14 protein-coding genes are annotated in these 16,759 nt (G+C 31.6%); 1 reads left to right on the forward strand and 13 read right to left on the reverse strand.

Going from position 1 to position 16,759, the window contains the following annotated elements:
- Window positions 1-26: 26 nt before the first annotated feature.
- From FVE72_RS06605 to rapZ, 8 genes are all read right to left on the reverse strand, one after another.
- Window positions 27-1,070, reverse strand: coding sequence for a BMP family lipoprotein (locus FVE72_RS06605; RefSeq protein WP_026737733.1), 1,044 nt, complete (start codon window positions 1,068-1,070; stop codon window positions 27-29).
- 124 nt (window positions 1,071-1,194) lie between these two features.
- A complete protein-coding gene (locus tag FVE72_RS06610) occupies window positions 1,195-1,944 on the reverse strand; it encodes a DUF4241 domain-containing protein (RefSeq protein ID WP_232049425.1) in 750 nt (249 codons plus the stop codon).
- Between the two features lie 144 nt (window positions 1,945-2,088).
- On the reverse strand, window positions 2,089-2,958 hold the full coding sequence (locus FVE72_RS06615; protein ID WP_026737735.1) for an ABC transporter permease: 870 nt from the start codon (window positions 2,956-2,958) through the stop codon (window positions 2,089-2,091).
- Entirely contained in the window at window positions 2,959-4,023 is a 1,065-nt protein-coding gene (locus FVE72_RS06620) for an ABC transporter permease (protein ID WP_026737736.1), read from the reverse strand.
- Window positions 4,016-5,536, reverse strand: coding sequence for an ABC transporter ATP-binding protein (locus FVE72_RS06625; RefSeq protein ID WP_026737737.1), 1,521 nt, complete (start codon window positions 5,534-5,536; stop codon window positions 4,016-4,018). The genes FVE72_RS06620 and FVE72_RS06625 overlap by 8 nt, the downstream gene beginning before the upstream one ends.
- Before the next feature lie 49 nt (window positions 5,537-5,585).
- Entirely contained in the window at window positions 5,586-6,605 is a 1,020-nt protein-coding gene (locus FVE72_RS11275; protein WP_026737738.1) for a hypothetical protein, read from the reverse strand.
- A gap of 40 nt (window positions 6,606-6,645) precedes the next feature.
- Complete coding sequence (gene uvrC / locus FVE72_RS06635) at window positions 6,646-8,427, reverse strand: excinuclease ABC subunit UvrC (protein ID WP_026737739.1); 1,782 nt, start codon at window positions 8,425-8,427, stop codon at window positions 6,646-6,648.
- 21 nt (window positions 8,428-8,448) lie between these two features.
- Window positions 8,449-9,330 (reverse strand): RNase adapter RapZ, encoded by an 882-nt coding sequence (gene rapZ, locus FVE72_RS06640; protein ID WP_026737740.1) that lies wholly within the window; start codon window positions 9,328-9,330, stop codon window positions 8,449-8,451.
- Window positions 9,331-9,500: 170 nt separating this feature from the next.
- On the opposite strand from rapZ, the gene FVE72_RS06645 reads away from it, so the two are divergent.
- Complete coding sequence (locus tag FVE72_RS06645; protein ID WP_006807574.1) at window positions 9,501-10,010, forward strand: DUF1439 domain-containing protein; 510 nt, start codon at window positions 9,501-9,503, stop codon at window positions 10,008-10,010.
- 52 nt (window positions 10,011-10,062) lie between these two features.
- Here FVE72_RS06645 and FVE72_RS06650 read toward each other — a convergent pair whose 3' ends face one another.
- From FVE72_RS06650 to FVE72_RS06670, 5 genes are all read right to left on the reverse strand, one after another.
- A complete protein-coding gene (locus FVE72_RS06650; protein WP_026737741.1) occupies window positions 10,063-11,091 on the reverse strand; it encodes an STAS-like domain-containing protein in 1,029 nt (342 codons plus the stop codon).
- Window positions 11,092-11,251: 160 nt separating this feature from the next.
- Window positions 11,252-12,478, reverse strand: coding sequence for a replication-associated recombination protein A (locus FVE72_RS06655; RefSeq protein WP_026737742.1), 1,227 nt, complete (start codon window positions 12,476-12,478; stop codon window positions 11,252-11,254).
- A gap of 79 nt (window positions 12,479-12,557) precedes the next feature.
- On the reverse strand, window positions 12,558-13,226 hold the full coding sequence (locus FVE72_RS06660; RefSeq protein WP_026737743.1) for a hypothetical protein: 669 nt from the start codon (window positions 13,224-13,226) through the stop codon (window positions 12,558-12,560).
- Window positions 13,227-13,330: 104 nt separating this feature from the next.
- Window positions 13,331-14,311, reverse strand: coding sequence for an FAD-dependent oxidoreductase (locus FVE72_RS06665; protein WP_146966487.1), 981 nt, complete (start codon window positions 14,309-14,311; stop codon window positions 13,331-13,333).
- A 615-nt stretch (window positions 14,312-14,926) separates the two neighbouring features.
- The gene (locus FVE72_RS06670; RefSeq protein WP_026737744.1) at window positions 14,927-16,729 is read right to left on the reverse strand and encodes an oligopeptide ABC transporter substrate-binding protein; all 1,803 of its coding nucleotides are present in this window, start codon (window positions 16,727-16,729) and stop codon (window positions 14,927-14,929) included.
- Window positions 16,730-16,759: the final 30 nt, after the last annotated feature.

Consider the following 16,759-nt stretch of genomic DNA (forward strand, 5'->3'; position numbering starts at 1 on the left):
CTGTTCAAGACTTTTAAGATATTTTATTATAAAGTAGGTTTAACTACAATTTTTCCATCTTTTATATCTTGTTTTATTTGTTCTAATTTTTTGATATTTTCTTCACCGATTTTATCTTTTGTAAATTCAAATTCAGTAGTTCCTACACCGTCTTCTTTTATTCCGAATTCCTGAATTGTAGGTTGATATTTTCCTTCAAGAGTATCTTTAACTTCATTAAATACTGCATTGTCTACATATTTCATCATTGATGTCAATATTGTTCCCGGAGCTATTCCGTCCTGATTTGAGTCAACTCCTATTGCATATACATTTTTTTCTTTAGCAGCCTGGAATACACCTTGTCCGCTTGCTCCTGCAGCGTGATATACCACATCGGCTTTTTGTTGAATTAAAGTTTCAGTTTTTGTTTTAGCTGATGCAGGATCATTAAATGCACTGTTTCCACCTATATAAACTGATAATGTTTTTATATTAGGATTTACATATTTTGCACCTTGTTCAAATCCTGCCTGGAATTTTTGAATTAACGGAGATTCCATTCCACCGACAAATCCTATAGTTCCTGATTTACTCATCATTGCAGCCAATGCTCCTACAAGGAACGAACCTTCATGTTCTTTAAAACTTAATGAAGCTATATTAGGAACATTTTCGATTTTTTCATCGATAATAGCAAATTTTTGATCAGGGAATTGTTGTGCAACTGCCATAACCGAATCTTTCATTGTGAACCCTACACCGATTATTAATTGATATTCTCCTGTTTCAGCAAATTTTGTTAAAGCATCTTTTGCTTCAGTTGCAGGATCTTTAGGTTCATACTCATCAAAAGTAATTCCCAATTCTTTTTTAGCTCTTTCCAATCCTCTGAACGCAGCATCATTAAATGATTTATCTCCTTTTCCTCCTGTCGAATAAACAATAGCCACTTTTTTAGCGGCATCGGTTTTTTGAGCAGTTTCTCCACCGTCTTTTTTCTGTTCTCCTTCAGCAGGCTTTGATCCTCCACAAGCCACAAACAAAAGCAATGTAGCCATAATGCTGAAAATTGTAACAATTTTTTTCATCTTAAAATCCTCCTGTTTTTTTGTGTATATATTTATAATTAATTATACCCTATTTTTTTATTTTTTCAAATGATATTTTTGAATTTTGAAAATTTTTTTCATAAATTTCAACTGTTATTTAAGGCTATTCTTCCTCTTCGCCAAGAAAAATATACTCTATAATCACTTCACAAACTTCATTATTTTTATCATATCCGAAATACACCGGATATACTCCGTCTCCGAATCCTGTCTGAATCATAGGGACTGTCAAATCCGTTCCCGGAATTTTAAAATTAATCCAATCACCGTCTTCTCTTTGAAATTCAGGATTTTCATTATAACTTTTTTTAAATTCTTCAGCAAAAAAGTCATCGTATATATTTCCGTCAGGATTTTTCTCATACCACTCTTTCTCGAAATCGGCATAAGCATCTCTTGTTTTAACATCTACTATTGTTGCAAGTCCTGCATCTACAGCAAATCCAAAGAAGCTCCCTTTTTCAAGATCATCTTCTACAGCTTCATTGCCTATCATTGCTTCTCTGTATACAACAGCTTTTTCATCATTAAATTTTACTCTCGACAAAGTATATCTATAATGATCTTCTTCTATTTCGGCAACTAAAGTAACAAGTTTATATTTTCCTGTAGGAACTTCCTGAAAGTAAGGTAACTCTCTTTTATTAAGATAAACAAGAGGATCTCTCACTAATATTTTACCTGTAGGAAAATTTACTTCTCCCATATCAATATGAAATAACTTTTTACCGAAAATTTCCTCTTTCTCAAACAACTCTCCGTAATTTGTATCGGATACAAGTAAATCCTTAATTTCTTGATATCTTTTGAGCCATTCCGGTGTCATAATCTGCTTTTCCGTTCTCACTTTCATTCCCCCATTCAATAGAAAATTCCTTAAATTCCACCGACATTAAAATTCATCCTTTACAAACTCCCGCATTTTCGGAGTCGACACAGTCGCGTAGAACGCGGGTAGTGGGAGTATGAGGGCGGCAATGAGCCCTCATGAATTTTATTATTTCTCATAAGGCTGTCCCGAAGCTTTCGGTGCTTTAGCTTTTCCGACAAATCCTACCAACGCAAGTAGTGTCAATACATAAGGTATCATTGATAAAAACTGTTGAGGTATAGGCAGATTTATAGTTTTTGCATAATCTGCAAATGCCTGTCCGAACGCAAACAGTAAACTTGCAAGTATTGCTCCTATCGGATTCCATTTACCGAATATCATCGCAGCCATAGCCATAAATCCCCTTCCGGCAGACATATTATTTGAAAATGCAGGCAACATTACTGCTGTCAGATATGCTCCTCCAAGTCCTGCAAACATTCCGGACAAAATGACACTTATATATCTTATTTTATAAACATTTATTCCCACAGTATCAGCTGCAAGCGGATGTTCTCCGACTGCTCTTATTCTAAGTCCCAAAACAGTTTTAAATACTAAAAAGTGAGTTAATATTGCAAGTATATATATTATAGCAAGTACAACATATTTATCTGCCAATTTTTGAGCCGATGGTGTACTTCCTGCAACTCCGTATATGGTTTTTATGAGGAATGAAGTCATTGCCACAGCAAAAAGATTTAATGCAACCCCACTTATTATCTGATCGCCTTTAAGATTAATACTTATTACCGCATGAATCAACGAAATAAGTCCTCCTGTTATTACTCCGACAATTATTCCCAAATAAGGATTTCCTGTAGAAAGATTTACAACTGTTGTTGCGAATGCTCCGCTCAGCATTATCCCTTCAAGCCCTATATTTACAACTCCGCTACGTTCGGATATACAAGCTCCAACTGCAGTTATAAGTATCGGCGGTGCTATAATCAATGTCTGTTTTATTAAAAATATTAAAATAGCTAGTATATTCATTTATTTCTCCTTTCTCTTCGAGATAAAAAATTTGAACAGATTTTCCGAAGCTACAAATATTATTATCAAGGCTTGTATAATTAAAACTATTTCTTTATCCACCTGATATCTCAACTGTAATGTCTGTCCTCCTACATCAAGTGCCGCATAGAATATCGCAGCTATCAATATCCCGAAAGGATTGTTTTTACCTAATAATGCCACCGCAAGTCCTGTAAATCCTGCATCTCCCATTATCAGTTCAGTATATGCGTATTGTGCCGAACCTCCTAAAACTCTTTCAGCTCCTCCAAGTCCTGCACAGATTCCTGCAAGTCCCATTGCAAGAAACATCATATTTTTAGGGTTAATTCCTGCATTTTCAGCAACAGTTTCACTTAATCCTACAGCTTTAATTTCATAACCTTTTTTCATATATTTGAAAAAGAAATAAATTCCTACTACTACTAAAATTGCTATTATAAATCCGAAATTCAGATTCTGTTTTGTTATTTTGGCAAACAAAAGAGGCAATCTTGCACCTTCAAAAACTTTCTCCGATTGTGTATTTTGAGAAGTAGGATCCTTTAATATTCCGTTCAGCAAATAATTCTGAAAATCAACCATTATATAGTTCAGCATTATCGTACTGATTACTTCGTTTACTCCGAATTTGGATTTTAAATATCCTGCTATACCTGCCCATAAAAATCCTGCTGCCATTGCAACAATTAAAATTACAATCGTATTTCCTAAAAAATAATTTCTGAATGTAACAGCCCAAAATGTTGCTGCAAGCCCTCCTGCTATCATCTGTCCCTGAGCTCCTATATTGAACAATCCTGCTTTAAAAGCGACCATCGCTGCAAGTGCAGAAAATATAAGAGGAGTTGCTGTAAATAATGTTTTTGCAAGCCCTCCCATAAAAGGAGCTCTTGCCGAGCTTCTGTAAAAAGCGGCTTTTGCCATATCCGTATATGCGAGTAAAGGATTTACCCCCTTAGTCATCATTACTATTCCACCGATAACTAAAGCAATAAAAACTGCTATTATTGACGGTAAAAATTCTTTTAACTTCTTAGTCATCTAATTTTCCTCCTGCCATTAATATACCTAATTTCTCCATTGTTGCGTCTTTTCTGTCAAGCACTCCGACTATTTTTCCCGAATACATAACCGCTATTCTGTCGCTTAATGCCATTATTTCCGACAATTCCGCAGAAACAAGCAATATAGCTTTTTTCTTTGTTTTTTCATTTAAAATAGTGTTATGTATCATTTCAATAGCTCCTATATCCACACCCCTTGTAGGTTGTGCCGCTATTATAAATTTATTTTCTCTTTCAAGCTCTCTCGCTACAACAACTTTCTGCTGATTTCCTCCTGAAAGTCCTCCAAATTTGATTTTTCCGTCTAAAGGTCTTATATCGTATTTTTCCATATTATCTTTTGTATTTTTTTCAATTACCGAATAATCCATTAAAGCACCTTTAGAATATTTATCCTGTAATCCCAGAGCCATATTTTCTTCAATAGTAAAATCATCTATTGTTGCTCTTTTATGTCTGTTTTCAGGAATATGCGATAATCCTTTTTCTTTTATAAACTTCGGAGTTTTATTTTCAAGACTTTCTCCTGCAACAGAATAAGTTCCGCTTTCTATTTTTGCCAGTCCGGCTAAAGCCTCGATCAATTCAGTCTGTCCATTTCCTTCGACTCCTGCAATTCCGAGAACTTCTCCTTCTTTTATATCAAAAGAAACTCCTTTAACTTTTTCTATTCCGTTTTCTCCACGAACAGTTATATTATCGACTTTTACTGTTGTTTCTCCCAATTTCACATCAGGTTTTTTTACTTCAAACAGAACTACTCTTCCTACCATCATATTTGCTATTTTTTCTTTTGTAGCCTCGGAAGTTTTAAGATTTCCTACATCCTTACCTTTTCTTATAACAGTTATATTATCGGACAATTCAAGAACTTCGTGAAGTTTATGCGTTATAAATATGATTGTCTTTCCTTCTTTTACAAGGTTTCTCATTATTGCATAAAGTTCTATAACTTCCTGAGGTGTCAACACAGCACTCGGCTCATCGAATATAAGAAGTTCTGCACCTTTGAAAAGTATTTTCAGTATTTCTATTCTTTGTTGAATCCCTACCGATAAATCTGAAACTTTTGCATTGGGATTAATGTTCAGATTATATTTCTCCGAAACTTCGATTACCTGTTTTCTTGCAGTTGCCAAGTCAAAAAATGCTCCGCCTTTTCTCGGCTCAAAACCTAAAACCATATTTTCCGCAACTGTCAATGGTTCTACAAGCATAAAATGCTGATAAACCATCCCTATTCCTAAATTTGCAGCTACCGAGGGACTTGTTATATCAATTTTTTTACCTTTATAAAAAATCTCTCCCGAAGTAGGTGCATAAAGACCGTTTAAAATTTTCATAAGTGTAGACTTTCCGGCTCCGTTTTCTCCTACAATTGCATGAATCTCACCCTTTTTTATTTTCAGGGTAATATCATCATTAGCGACTATTTTCCCGCCTAAAAATTCTTTTCTTATGTTCTTCATTTCCAAAATATAGTCACTCATATTTCCTCCTACTTAAAATTTAAAACTATATGTTCAATATATATTGTTTTTAATAAAAAAAATCTGAAACATAATAATCGGAATTTGTTTTTAATAATTCCAAAACATTAACTTTTCTAAGAACTACATCTATTTTATAATCATTAAAATAATATTTTCCCGTTTTTCCTCCTATAAAAATAACGGTATTATTTTCATTATAAGTATACCCGTGAAATTGATTATTTTCAAGTAGTAAAATTTCTCTTTTTAATTTTAATTTGCTTTTTGATAAATCTTCTATTATTTTTTCAGGAAAATCCGTTAAATACAAATTATTTTTTATTTCAGGCAACAGTGCCTGATCTTCTATTTTTTCGGAAATTACAATATCTTTATCAAATTTATATACAGAATCGTCTTCAAATTTATTAAAATCGACATTATTATAACTTTCTTTTACAAAATATTCAAATTTCGAGTTTTCAAAATTTTGAACTGTTCTTTTTCTTTTCTGTTTCAATTCTGAAATTAAAAATTCCTTATCCAGTTCCGAATAAACATTATCCGGATTGAAATCCTTTTTCCCTAGCAGTTTATACAACACATAAATCTGTCTGTTTAAATATTCCTGATCCGTTCCCGCATACTGATTTACATTCAATCCTTTTGAAAGTCCTGTCAATTCCTGTCTGTCGTATTCCTCAAGAGAAGAAGACGGCAACTCCAGAACTTTTTCTTCTTCGGACATTTCATCAATTTTTATTTTTTGTATATCATCATAAAAACGTTTTTCCAGCAATACTGAATATTTTTTGTTCTTATCGGATTTTTCCAATACTCTGTTAAATTCATTGTAAAAATCATTTTTCCCAAAAATATCTGTCGGGTAATTCAATTCAAATAACTTTATTTCATATCTACCGGGAATTACCTTTCGTGTTTTTTCTTTCCCGTTTATAATCACTTTCACTTCTTTGAATTTGGGCTCTTCTTCTTCTTTAAGTTTTATTTCGGATCTTATTTTATCAAATATTCCGAAACCGAGCATATTCATCATTATCATTGAAATCAATATTAATTTTTTCAAGATTTTCCTCCCTCTCTGAAAATCATTTTTTCTTTCATAATTATAACATTTCCTTTATAGATATCGCCACTTTCTCAGGCACTATTTCTGTAAGTTCTTCTATTGTCGCATTTCTTATAGTTCCTATTGTGCCGAATTTATTTATAAGTTCTTTCTTTCTTTTCGGACCTATTCCTTCAATATCATCCAATGCACTTTTTATATTTCTTTTACTTCTTAATTTTCTATGATGAGTTATACCGAATCTGTGAGCTTCATCCCTCAATCTTTGAAGTATTTTCAAAGTTTCATCGGTTTTTTCAAATATATAAGGCTCGCTTTCGTAACTTTTAAAAATTTCCTCTTCTCTTTTAGCGATACTTATAATATCTGTAAACTCTATCTTGCCTAACTTTTCAAGAACATCCACCGCAATTCCCAGCTGTCCTTTTCCTCCGTCTATAAGAATGAGATTGGGAAATTCTTCTTCGGACAGCTTTGAATATCTCCTTGTCAATGCTTCTCTCATCATAAGAAAATCATCAGGGGTGTCTTTCACAGTTATCTTAAAATGTCTGTATTCTCTCGGTTCAACTTCACCGTTTATCGCCACAGTCATTGCCGCCACGGCATCTTTCCCCTGAATATTTGAAATATCAAAACATTCTATTCTTTGAGGCTGCTCCTTTAATTGTAACTCGATTTTTAATTTTTGCAACCCTTCCTGAACAATTTTTTTCTGTCTGAAGTGTTTTCCAACTTCTTCTTTCAGGTTCAAATACCCCATTTCCAATAGCTGCTGACGTCTACTATTAATTTTCGGAAAATGTAATTTAATGTCTTTTTCCTTTTCAATCTTAGCCCATTCTTTTATAAGTTCTTCATTTTCATTGTATTTCACATCACTGATTATATTTTTGGGAATGTTCCGCTTTTCATAATAAGATGTTACAAGCCTTTCAAACAGGTTGTCCTCATGTCCTCTTTCAAGAGAAATTTTTATATGATTTTTATTTATTACTTTTCCTTCCCTTATGTTCAGCACACATAAAAACACCATTTCACTCGTTTCTTCAAAAACAAATACATCTTCGTCTATTTCCTTGCTGTATTCAATAATTTGAGTTTGCAGCAGTTTCTTCAGTGCTTCTATTTTGTTTCTCTCGGCTAAGGCTCTTTCAAACTCCATATTATCACTGAATTTTTTCATTCTTTTTTCAAGTACGTCAAATATTTCCGTTCTCTGTCCTTTCAAAAAGTTTTTGAAATTGTCCACATTTTCGTTATATTCTTCTTCTATATCTTTGTATTTACAAGGAGCCGTGCACGTATTCATAAAGTATTTCAGACACGGTATTGTAACCTTTTCCATACTTCTTTTACAATCTCTTACCGGAAATATTCTCAGCAAAGTTTTTACCGCAAAAAATATTCCCGAAGGATATGGTCCGAAATAATCGGCTTTTTCATTCAATTTTTTTGTACTTCTCACTATTTCTATTTTTGGAAATTTCTCCCTCGTAAACTTAATATAAGGATACGTTTTTTCATCTTTTAATAAAATGTTATACTTAGGTCTATATTTTTTTATAAGATTATTTTCCAAAATAAGTGCTTCAACTTCGGTTTTACATATAAAAAACTCTATATCATCAATATTTTTAACGAGTTCAAGTGTTTTCACATTATGAGAATTTATATTTTTAAAATACGAAGAAACTCTGTTTTTCAGATTTTTCGCTTTTCCTACATAAATAATTTTCCCGTTTATATTTTTCATTAAATAAACACCGGGACTGTTCGGCATATTTTTGTACTCTACCGGCGGTTTTATTTTTCCCATTTTTTCCTCTTTTTTGAAATTTTAGCTTATTTCAAGTTCATCTCCGACTTCCCTATGAAATTTCGTAATTTTATAATCAAATCTCTTTGATAAATCTTCATACAGTCTGTTTACAAATGTTGCCGAACGGTGTTGTCCTCCGGAACATCCGATACCTATTCTCAAATGGGATTTCCCGTCCTTTTCATATTTCGGTATCAAATAAACGAGCATATCATAAAGAATTTTATAAAATTCCCGACTTTCCTCCAATCCCATTACATAATTGCTGACATCGGGATGATTTCCCGTTTTTTTCTTCAAATCTTCTATATAATAAGGATTCGGCAAAAATCTTAAATCAAACATTAAGTGCATATCCAAAGGAATACCGTATTTGAAACCGAAAGAAGTCAAATTTATACTTAATTTAGTCATTTTTCCCGAAAATTCTTTTTGTAAAATTTCCTGAAATTCTTTTACTGTAGTAGAACTTGTATCAATTATTATGTCCGCTTTAAGCATAAAATTTTTTATAATATTTCTTTCTTCTTCTATGTTTTCCAAAAGCGTGTCATGCTCATTAAGCGGATGTTTTCTTCTGGAAAGCTCGTATCTGCTAAGTAGTACATCAGTTCTGGCATCCAGATAAATTATCGTATAATCTATTTTCAAATCGTCCAAAAGTTTCATCTGTTTATGAAACTGAGTTATAAACTCCTGATTTCTTATGTCAATAGCTACTGCAACTTTATCTCTTTTTTCACTGCTTATGAATATTTCGTTCAGATATTGAAACAAATTTAAAGGAAAATTATCAATACAGAAATATCCTCTGTCTTCAAAAAAATCCATAGCCTGAGACTTTCCTGCACCGCTCATTCCTGTTATTATAACAAGCTGTTTTTTGACATTTTTTTCCATAATTTTTTTCCCCTTTCGAGACTCTCTTCATTTGTTTATTATATCACAATTTTTGATAATCTTACAAAAAAATTTCATTTTTTTAATATCCTATTTTTATACATTTTCTAAGAACACTAAAAGTTTTTAATGATACTATTAGCCATAACATACAATCAGTGAGGTGAATTATGAAAAATTTTTTTAAATTAATAGTATTTCTGCTTGTTTTACTAATAGGAGGAGGAACTTATTTATATTTTCAGAATCAGGTAAAAGTCCCTAATTCAATGATTCAGGCAGCAGTAAACTCAAAATTTCCTATGGAAAAATCCTATCCGTTAGGAAAAATAAAGTTATACAATCCTAAATCTCATTTTGAAAATGATAAGTTAATTATAGAAGCCGATTATATGAATGATGCCTTAAATGATAAAATCAGCGGAACTATGACTTTTGAAACTGATTTGAAATATGATTTAATGGATGCCAAACTTTATCTGAATGATTTTAAGTTGATAAAAGTTACAAAAGAAGGCAAAGAAATAGATATGGATAAAAAGCCTATTATAAGAACTGTTTTAAACTTCGCTTTCGGTCAACTGGAGAAAAAGGAACTGTTAAATTTAAAACAGGTTGAGAAATTTCAAATGATAAAGGATATTAAAATCGAAAATAACAAGGTTGTTGTTATAAAATAAGAAAAGGCTGTAAGAAATAGAAAAATATTCTATTTTAAAGCAGCCTTTACATTTATTTCGTATTTTTTGAATTTAATGCTCTTTTTATCATAAAATCCACATTCTCATTTTGATTTATCGGTAATATTGTTATATTCGGATTTTTATCAGCATAAACTCTGAATATTTCATCTGCAAATCCCTGCCCTATATTTTCTACCATTGAAAAATCTAAAACTATAGTTTTAAATTTATCAACATTCAACAATACTCTCCTTGCTTCCGATCGTGATATAAATTTTTGCCCCAGATATTCCTTAGCCAGATGCACTGTTATAGTTGTTTTATCAAATATGTAATCATTTGTATATTCTTTAAATACTTCGGATATTTCTCTATCTGTATCTTTTTCTATGATAAAAAGAACTTCTGTTCCTTTCACTTGCTTGTCTTTTTGAATTTTTTCGAAACTATAAATGTTGTGTTTATCTCCTGTATGAAATTCTTTATCAAATGACTTTATTCTAAAAAAATTTACTACTTTTGATACAAAAAATATACCTTCTCCACTATGTCTTTTAATGTCTGAAGTTAATTTTCCTTTTTGCAATTCAAAAATTGCCTGATTTTCATTTTCTAAATTATGACTTTCTTTTATTTTTTTAAATATCCCTATCCCGTTATCTTCTATACATATGAAAATTCTTTTATAATTTTCAGCATACAGAATACTTATTTCTTTTCCGCTAGAATGTTCTATAGCATTATTCAACATTTCAGTAAAAGCGTAGTTTAAAATACGTATTACATTTTCTTTTTTTTCCTTTTCATACTTGGATATCAGCTTCTCATAAATAATATCTTCTTCTAATTTATTATTTTTCAATAATTCAGAAAAACTTACATAATTTTTTAATTCAAAAATATTTTTAGATTTTTTTTCAATTATATCTGCTTTCAAAAATTCTTTTATATACTTAGATAGTGTTTGACGGCTTACTTGGTACTTATCAGGGACTTTTTGATAAGGATTTTCTCCTTTGTCTATAATTTCAATAATATAGTTTTTTATTTCATTCTTATATTCCTTACTAAATCCCATTCCTGATACCTCCTATTTAATAATATATATTCATTGTAAACTTATTTAATTTTTAACACTTTAAAGTTTACATTAAGAGTATACTTTATTTTACCACCGTTGTCAATTTTCTCTCAAAACGTGTTTTTTTATATCTAAGTAACACTTTTTATAATTTTTCCTACTTCTTACCCCACAACTTCTCCAATCTCTCGTTTGCCGCATTCTCAAATTTATTATCTCCATGCTCGTAAAACTTTATTTTTTTTGTCATATAGTCCTGTTTTACAAAATGTTCAGGATAAGAATGAGGATATTTATAATCCTTAGCTCCAAGTTTTGTCAAATGTTTGGGAACTTCCTGAATCTTATCGTTTTCAATGTGACTAATTGCATTGTCAATAGCTAAATAAGCCGAATTGCTCTTAGGAGATAATGCCAAATAAATAGCCACTTCCGACAAAATTATTCTGGCTTCGGGCATTCCGATTTCTTTCGTCGCTTGCATCCCTGCAGTGGCTATCGCCAAAGCCTGAGGATTTGCAAGTCCTATATCTTCCGATGAAAGTATTACAAGCCGTCGGGCAAGATACATCGGATCTTCCCCTCCCGACAGCATTTTCGCAATCCAGTAAACTGCAGCATCAGGGTCGCTTCCTCTTATACTTTTTATCATTGCCGAAATCGTATCGTACTTATCTTCGGTTTTATGATAAGATTTTTTTGTATTCAAAAATTCTTTCACTTCTTCCAAAGTGAAGTTTACTCCTGTATTTGAAAGTAATTCCAGAACATTTATAGCCTGTCTTGCATCCCCTTCTATTATCTCCGAAATATATTCGAGAATTTCTTCGGAAAAATTGAATTTTTCTTTTTCATTTATATTTTTCAAAATTTTAAATAAATCTTCTTTGCTCAGTTTTTTAAATTCAAAAGCCATACATCTTGATAAAAGAGCATTATTTAAACTGTAATAAGGATTTTCGGTAGTAGCTCCTATCAGAATAATATTTCCGTTTTCCAAATCCTGAAGCAGAGAATCCTGCTGTAATTTATTGAATCTGTGAATTTCATCGAAAAATAGTAGAGTCTGTCTTCCTTCAATCCCGAATATTCTTTTTGCTCTTTCGGACAACTCCTTAATATCCGAAACCGAAGACTTTATAGCATTCAAATATTCATAATTATAATTCATTCTATTTGCGATAATTTCGGCAAGAGTTGTTTTTCCTGTTCCGGGAGAACCCCAAAATATTGAATTCATAAAAGTTCCTTTTTCAATAATTTTTCTTAAAACTCCCTTTTCTCCTACAATTTTTTCCTGCCCGTAAAAATCTTCCAGAGTTTTAGGTCTGTATCTGAATGCCAGCGGTTTTTTTTCATCATATAAATTTTCAAATAAATTCATTTTCTTTTCTCCGATACTTTTTATCTTTCAAATTTTAAAATGCTCTCAAAAAGAGAGCAGTTCTAATATTATGTTTCTACTATTTAATTTCTATTATATTTTGATTATTGTTATTATTCTTTTCGTTCATATATTTTACGTTTAGATATATGATACTATGGATTGATACAAATAATATCGAGACTACCGTTGAAACTATTCCTGAGATTATAGGACCTATTACCGAAATATAAACTACAGGTGTTATTATTAACCCACTACATATAGCTATTATAAATCCGGGTAAAATTATTCTAAGTCTATTTCCTGAAGATATTATTCCTGCATATTTATGAGTTTCACTGAAAGTCATATTTTCACTAACATATGAAGCAACAAAATAAGGGTATATTAGACTGTAAATTATAAATATAAGATTTAATCCCTGAATCCCCTGAAGTAAAGCAATAACAATACACTTCATCGTATTATTATTTGATTTTTCTTCCTCAAAACTTAAATCATCGACTTTATCAATAGAATGTATTACCTTTTGCAACAATAATGATGTAACAAATCCTGAAAGCACAGGAATTATATAACGTAGAGGAGTTTTTATGGTAAAAAATGTAGTAATACTCAATAATACCATAATTCCTACTAATATAACTTCTTTTTGCATTACTTTAGGAAACAGTTCAAAAGCTTTATTAAAATACTCTCCCATTTCCAGATATTTACCTGATAATGATTTTTTCAATTCTTCCATTTTATTTCTCCCTTCAAATCTTTTCTATATTCTACTACATTAACTCATAATAAACAAGTTATTTTAATAAAAATTCTATGCATGATTTAAAGGAATATTTTAAACTAATATTTCTTAATTATATATTCAAAAGCTCCAAGTGCCGCTTTCGCTCCTTCTCCTATTGCCACAACTATTTGTTTCTGCTTAACGGCAGTAACATCTCCCGCAGCAAAAATCCCTTTATTGCTTGTCATATTATATTCGTCTATTATAATTTCTCCCATTTTATTTAATTCTGCCAAACCTTTAACCAATCCGCTTTTTGGCGACAATCCTATTTCTATGAAAACGCCGTCTATTTTCAAATCTTTTTCAGTATTAGTTGCTCTGTCGAGATATTTCAAGTGTTCTGCAAATTGAGTTCCTTCAACTGATGTAGTTTGAGCATTTGTAATAACTTTTATGTTGTCTCTTTCGGATAATTTGTTTTGCAAAACCATATCCGCTTTCAATTCGGGCATAAACTCCAATAATGTAACATGTTTTGCTATCCCTGCTAAATCAAGAGCAGCTTCCACTCCCGAATTTCCTCCTCCGATAACTGCTACATCAAGATTTTTATAGAAAGGTCCGTCGCATGTAGAACAGTAGTGTACTCCTTTTCCGACGTATTCATTTTCTCCCGGAATATTCAACTGTTTCCATTCTGCACCTGTAGCTATTATTACAGTTTTTGTTTTGTAACTTTTTCCGTCATCAGTTACCAATACTTTATCTTTTCCGTCTTCTTTTATTTCTTTTACAAGATGTCCTTCTTTAAAGGCTATTTCGTATTCTTTCATGTGTTTTTCCATTGCCGCTGCAAATTCGGAACCTGTAGTTTTCGGAGTTCCTATTATATTCTCAATTTCGTTTGTATCTAATATCTGTCCTCCTACTTTCAGTCCTATCTGTGCTACAGAAAGTCCTTTTCTTACAGCATAAATAGAAGCCGACATCGCTGCAGGTCCTGTTCCAACTACAATTACATCATATAATTCATTTTCATCTATTTTTTTTAATTTTCCTTCTTCCAATGCTCCCAAGTTCAAATTAAAGTCCATTTTTCCTCCTAATTTATATATAATTTTTTTAATTTTGTAATGATTACAATATTTTTAATTTTAATATAAAATACGATATTTGTCAATAGTCGAAGCAGAATTATTCTATTAAATTCTTTTTATTATCTCCTGTATCTTCTGTTTCTGTTATTAATTCTTTATTATCGTTTTTTTCTGTCCATATATTCCACATTCAGATAAATAATTGCCTGCAGCATTATTTGAAAAATTATTATAACCGTCTGAATGATTAAAAAAAGTAAAATTCCAATACAAACACGGCTGTTAATAATACCTTTTCTTTTCCCAAACTTTTTTTAATAACTTAATCGCTTCTCCAAAATATTCATTCATTGTAAGAAGGCGACTTTCAAGTGTTTTTCTCAGTTCTCCCATACTTTTTCTCCCCTAGTTTTATTTTCCTTATTTTACAACTTTTTTCTTATTTTTTCAATTTTTAAATGTTTACTGTAGTGTAAACTGAAAAGCCTTCCTATTTTTAAAAAACCCGTATTTTCATAACTTAATACAAAAATACGGGTAAGAAGTATGACACTGCAAAGAATATAAAATTCAAAATATTATTCTTCGCAAGACAACATAACTATTCATTATTTAGTTTTTCGCTTTTATAGGTGCATCAGCTGTCAATTCTACCAAATGTACCATTTTTCCTAATTTTTCAGCATCATATCCCACATAAAAGTTTTTTACTCTTTTATTTACCGGATACAACTGATATCTATAAGTCAAAGGCACCTCTACTGCTTGATTTATGTAATATTCCTGCCATTTTATCAATGCTTCGGCTTTATAATTAGGATCTTCCAAAGTTTTCGGACTTGCAATTTCAGCCATAAGTTTATCGTTTTCGTCAGAAGCAAATCTTGTATAGTTAAACATTGCTTTACGTCCTGCCGTTCCATATGGATCAGGATCCGTATCTACTCCCCATGCAGCGAAATATACATCTATTTCAGGATCGTCAGCTTCCACTTTATCATAAAAACTGTTAAACTCTATAAGTCTTCCTGTTGCAAGTACCCCTTTTATCCCTATCTGTTTCCATTGTTGGATATAATATTGAGCTAATGGTTCTGCTATATCTCCTCCCGACATTGCAGCTATTTTTATTTCAAGAGGTTTTCCATTCTTATCTTCTCTGTATCCGTCACCGTCCACATCTTTGTATCCTGCTTCATCCAAAAGCTTTTTAGCTTTTTCCAGATTGTATTCAAATCCTTTGAAATCTTTAGGATAATATTTCTTAAATACAGGCGGCACAGAAGAAGTAGCTTTTTCTCTCAACCCTTCATAAAAAGCATTTACCATTTCTTCAGTACTTATTCCATATGCTAACGCCTGTCTTAATCTTAAATCACTCATTTTTTTGTCAGGATCTACAACATTTTCTCCTTTAGCTTTATCAAAATGTCCCATTTTAAATCCCATATAAGAATAATACAATTCTTGTCTTCCGAGCACTTCCAAGTTATCAAAATCTTTATATGTTTTATACAGATCTGTCGGTATATTTAAAGCAATGTCGTATTCTCCGGCTTTCATAGCGGCTCCTATTGTTTGAGAGTTTACTACCTGTATAATTACTTTTTCTATTTTCGGTTTTCCTCTGAAATAATGCTCATTGGCTTTCAGTTCCAAACTTTCTCCCTGTACAGAATTTGATATAGTATAAGGTCCTACTGTTACTATATTTTTTCTTATTTTATCGGATTTTTCCAAATCTTTTATCGGTACATCCTGTAAATAGTGTTTCGGTAAAGCGTATCTTAACAGTCCGTTTGTTGTAGCAGTGTATATTCCCTGTCCTAATTGCTTAAAGGTAATTTCTACAGTTTTGTCATCAACCTTTTTTATTCCTGAAATATTTGGAGTTTTTCCTGCATGATATTCTTCCATTCCTACTATTTTTGTACTTTCATCATTATATCTTATTCCCGTATAATCTTTATTTCCAAGAACTTCATAAGCATATATAACATCATCTGCAACTACAGGCTGTCCGTCAGACCACTTCATATTGTCTTTAATTTTTATCGTTACTTTTTTATTCGGAACATCCACAGCCAATGTCGCAATACCTGTATCTGTAACTTCAAAATTTTCATCGATGTCTAAAATATAACCGCCTACAAACCAGTCCAGAATATCTCCGTCATATCCGTCTTTATACATTGCATAGTTAAATATTCCTACAATAGGTGAATCTTTAACCATGGCAACTTTAAGTGTTCCTCCCGAAACGGCTTTACCGTCATTAGATGTTTCTGTCGGAAACTTAAATTCTTTTTTATCTCCGTTTCCTCCGTTACTTTTCTTTTCTCCCGGCCCGCAAGCCGTCATCAACACACACATAATAATCATAATCAGCACTGAACCTGCATTTTTCAATTTCATACCATCCTACCTCCAGTTTATTTATTGATT

Origin of the sequence: Pseudoleptotrichia goodfellowii (assembly GCF_007990505.1) — a bacterium.
Lineage (GTDB): Bacteria > Fusobacteriota > Fusobacteriia > Fusobacteriales > Leptotrichiaceae > Pseudoleptotrichia > Pseudoleptotrichia goodfellowii.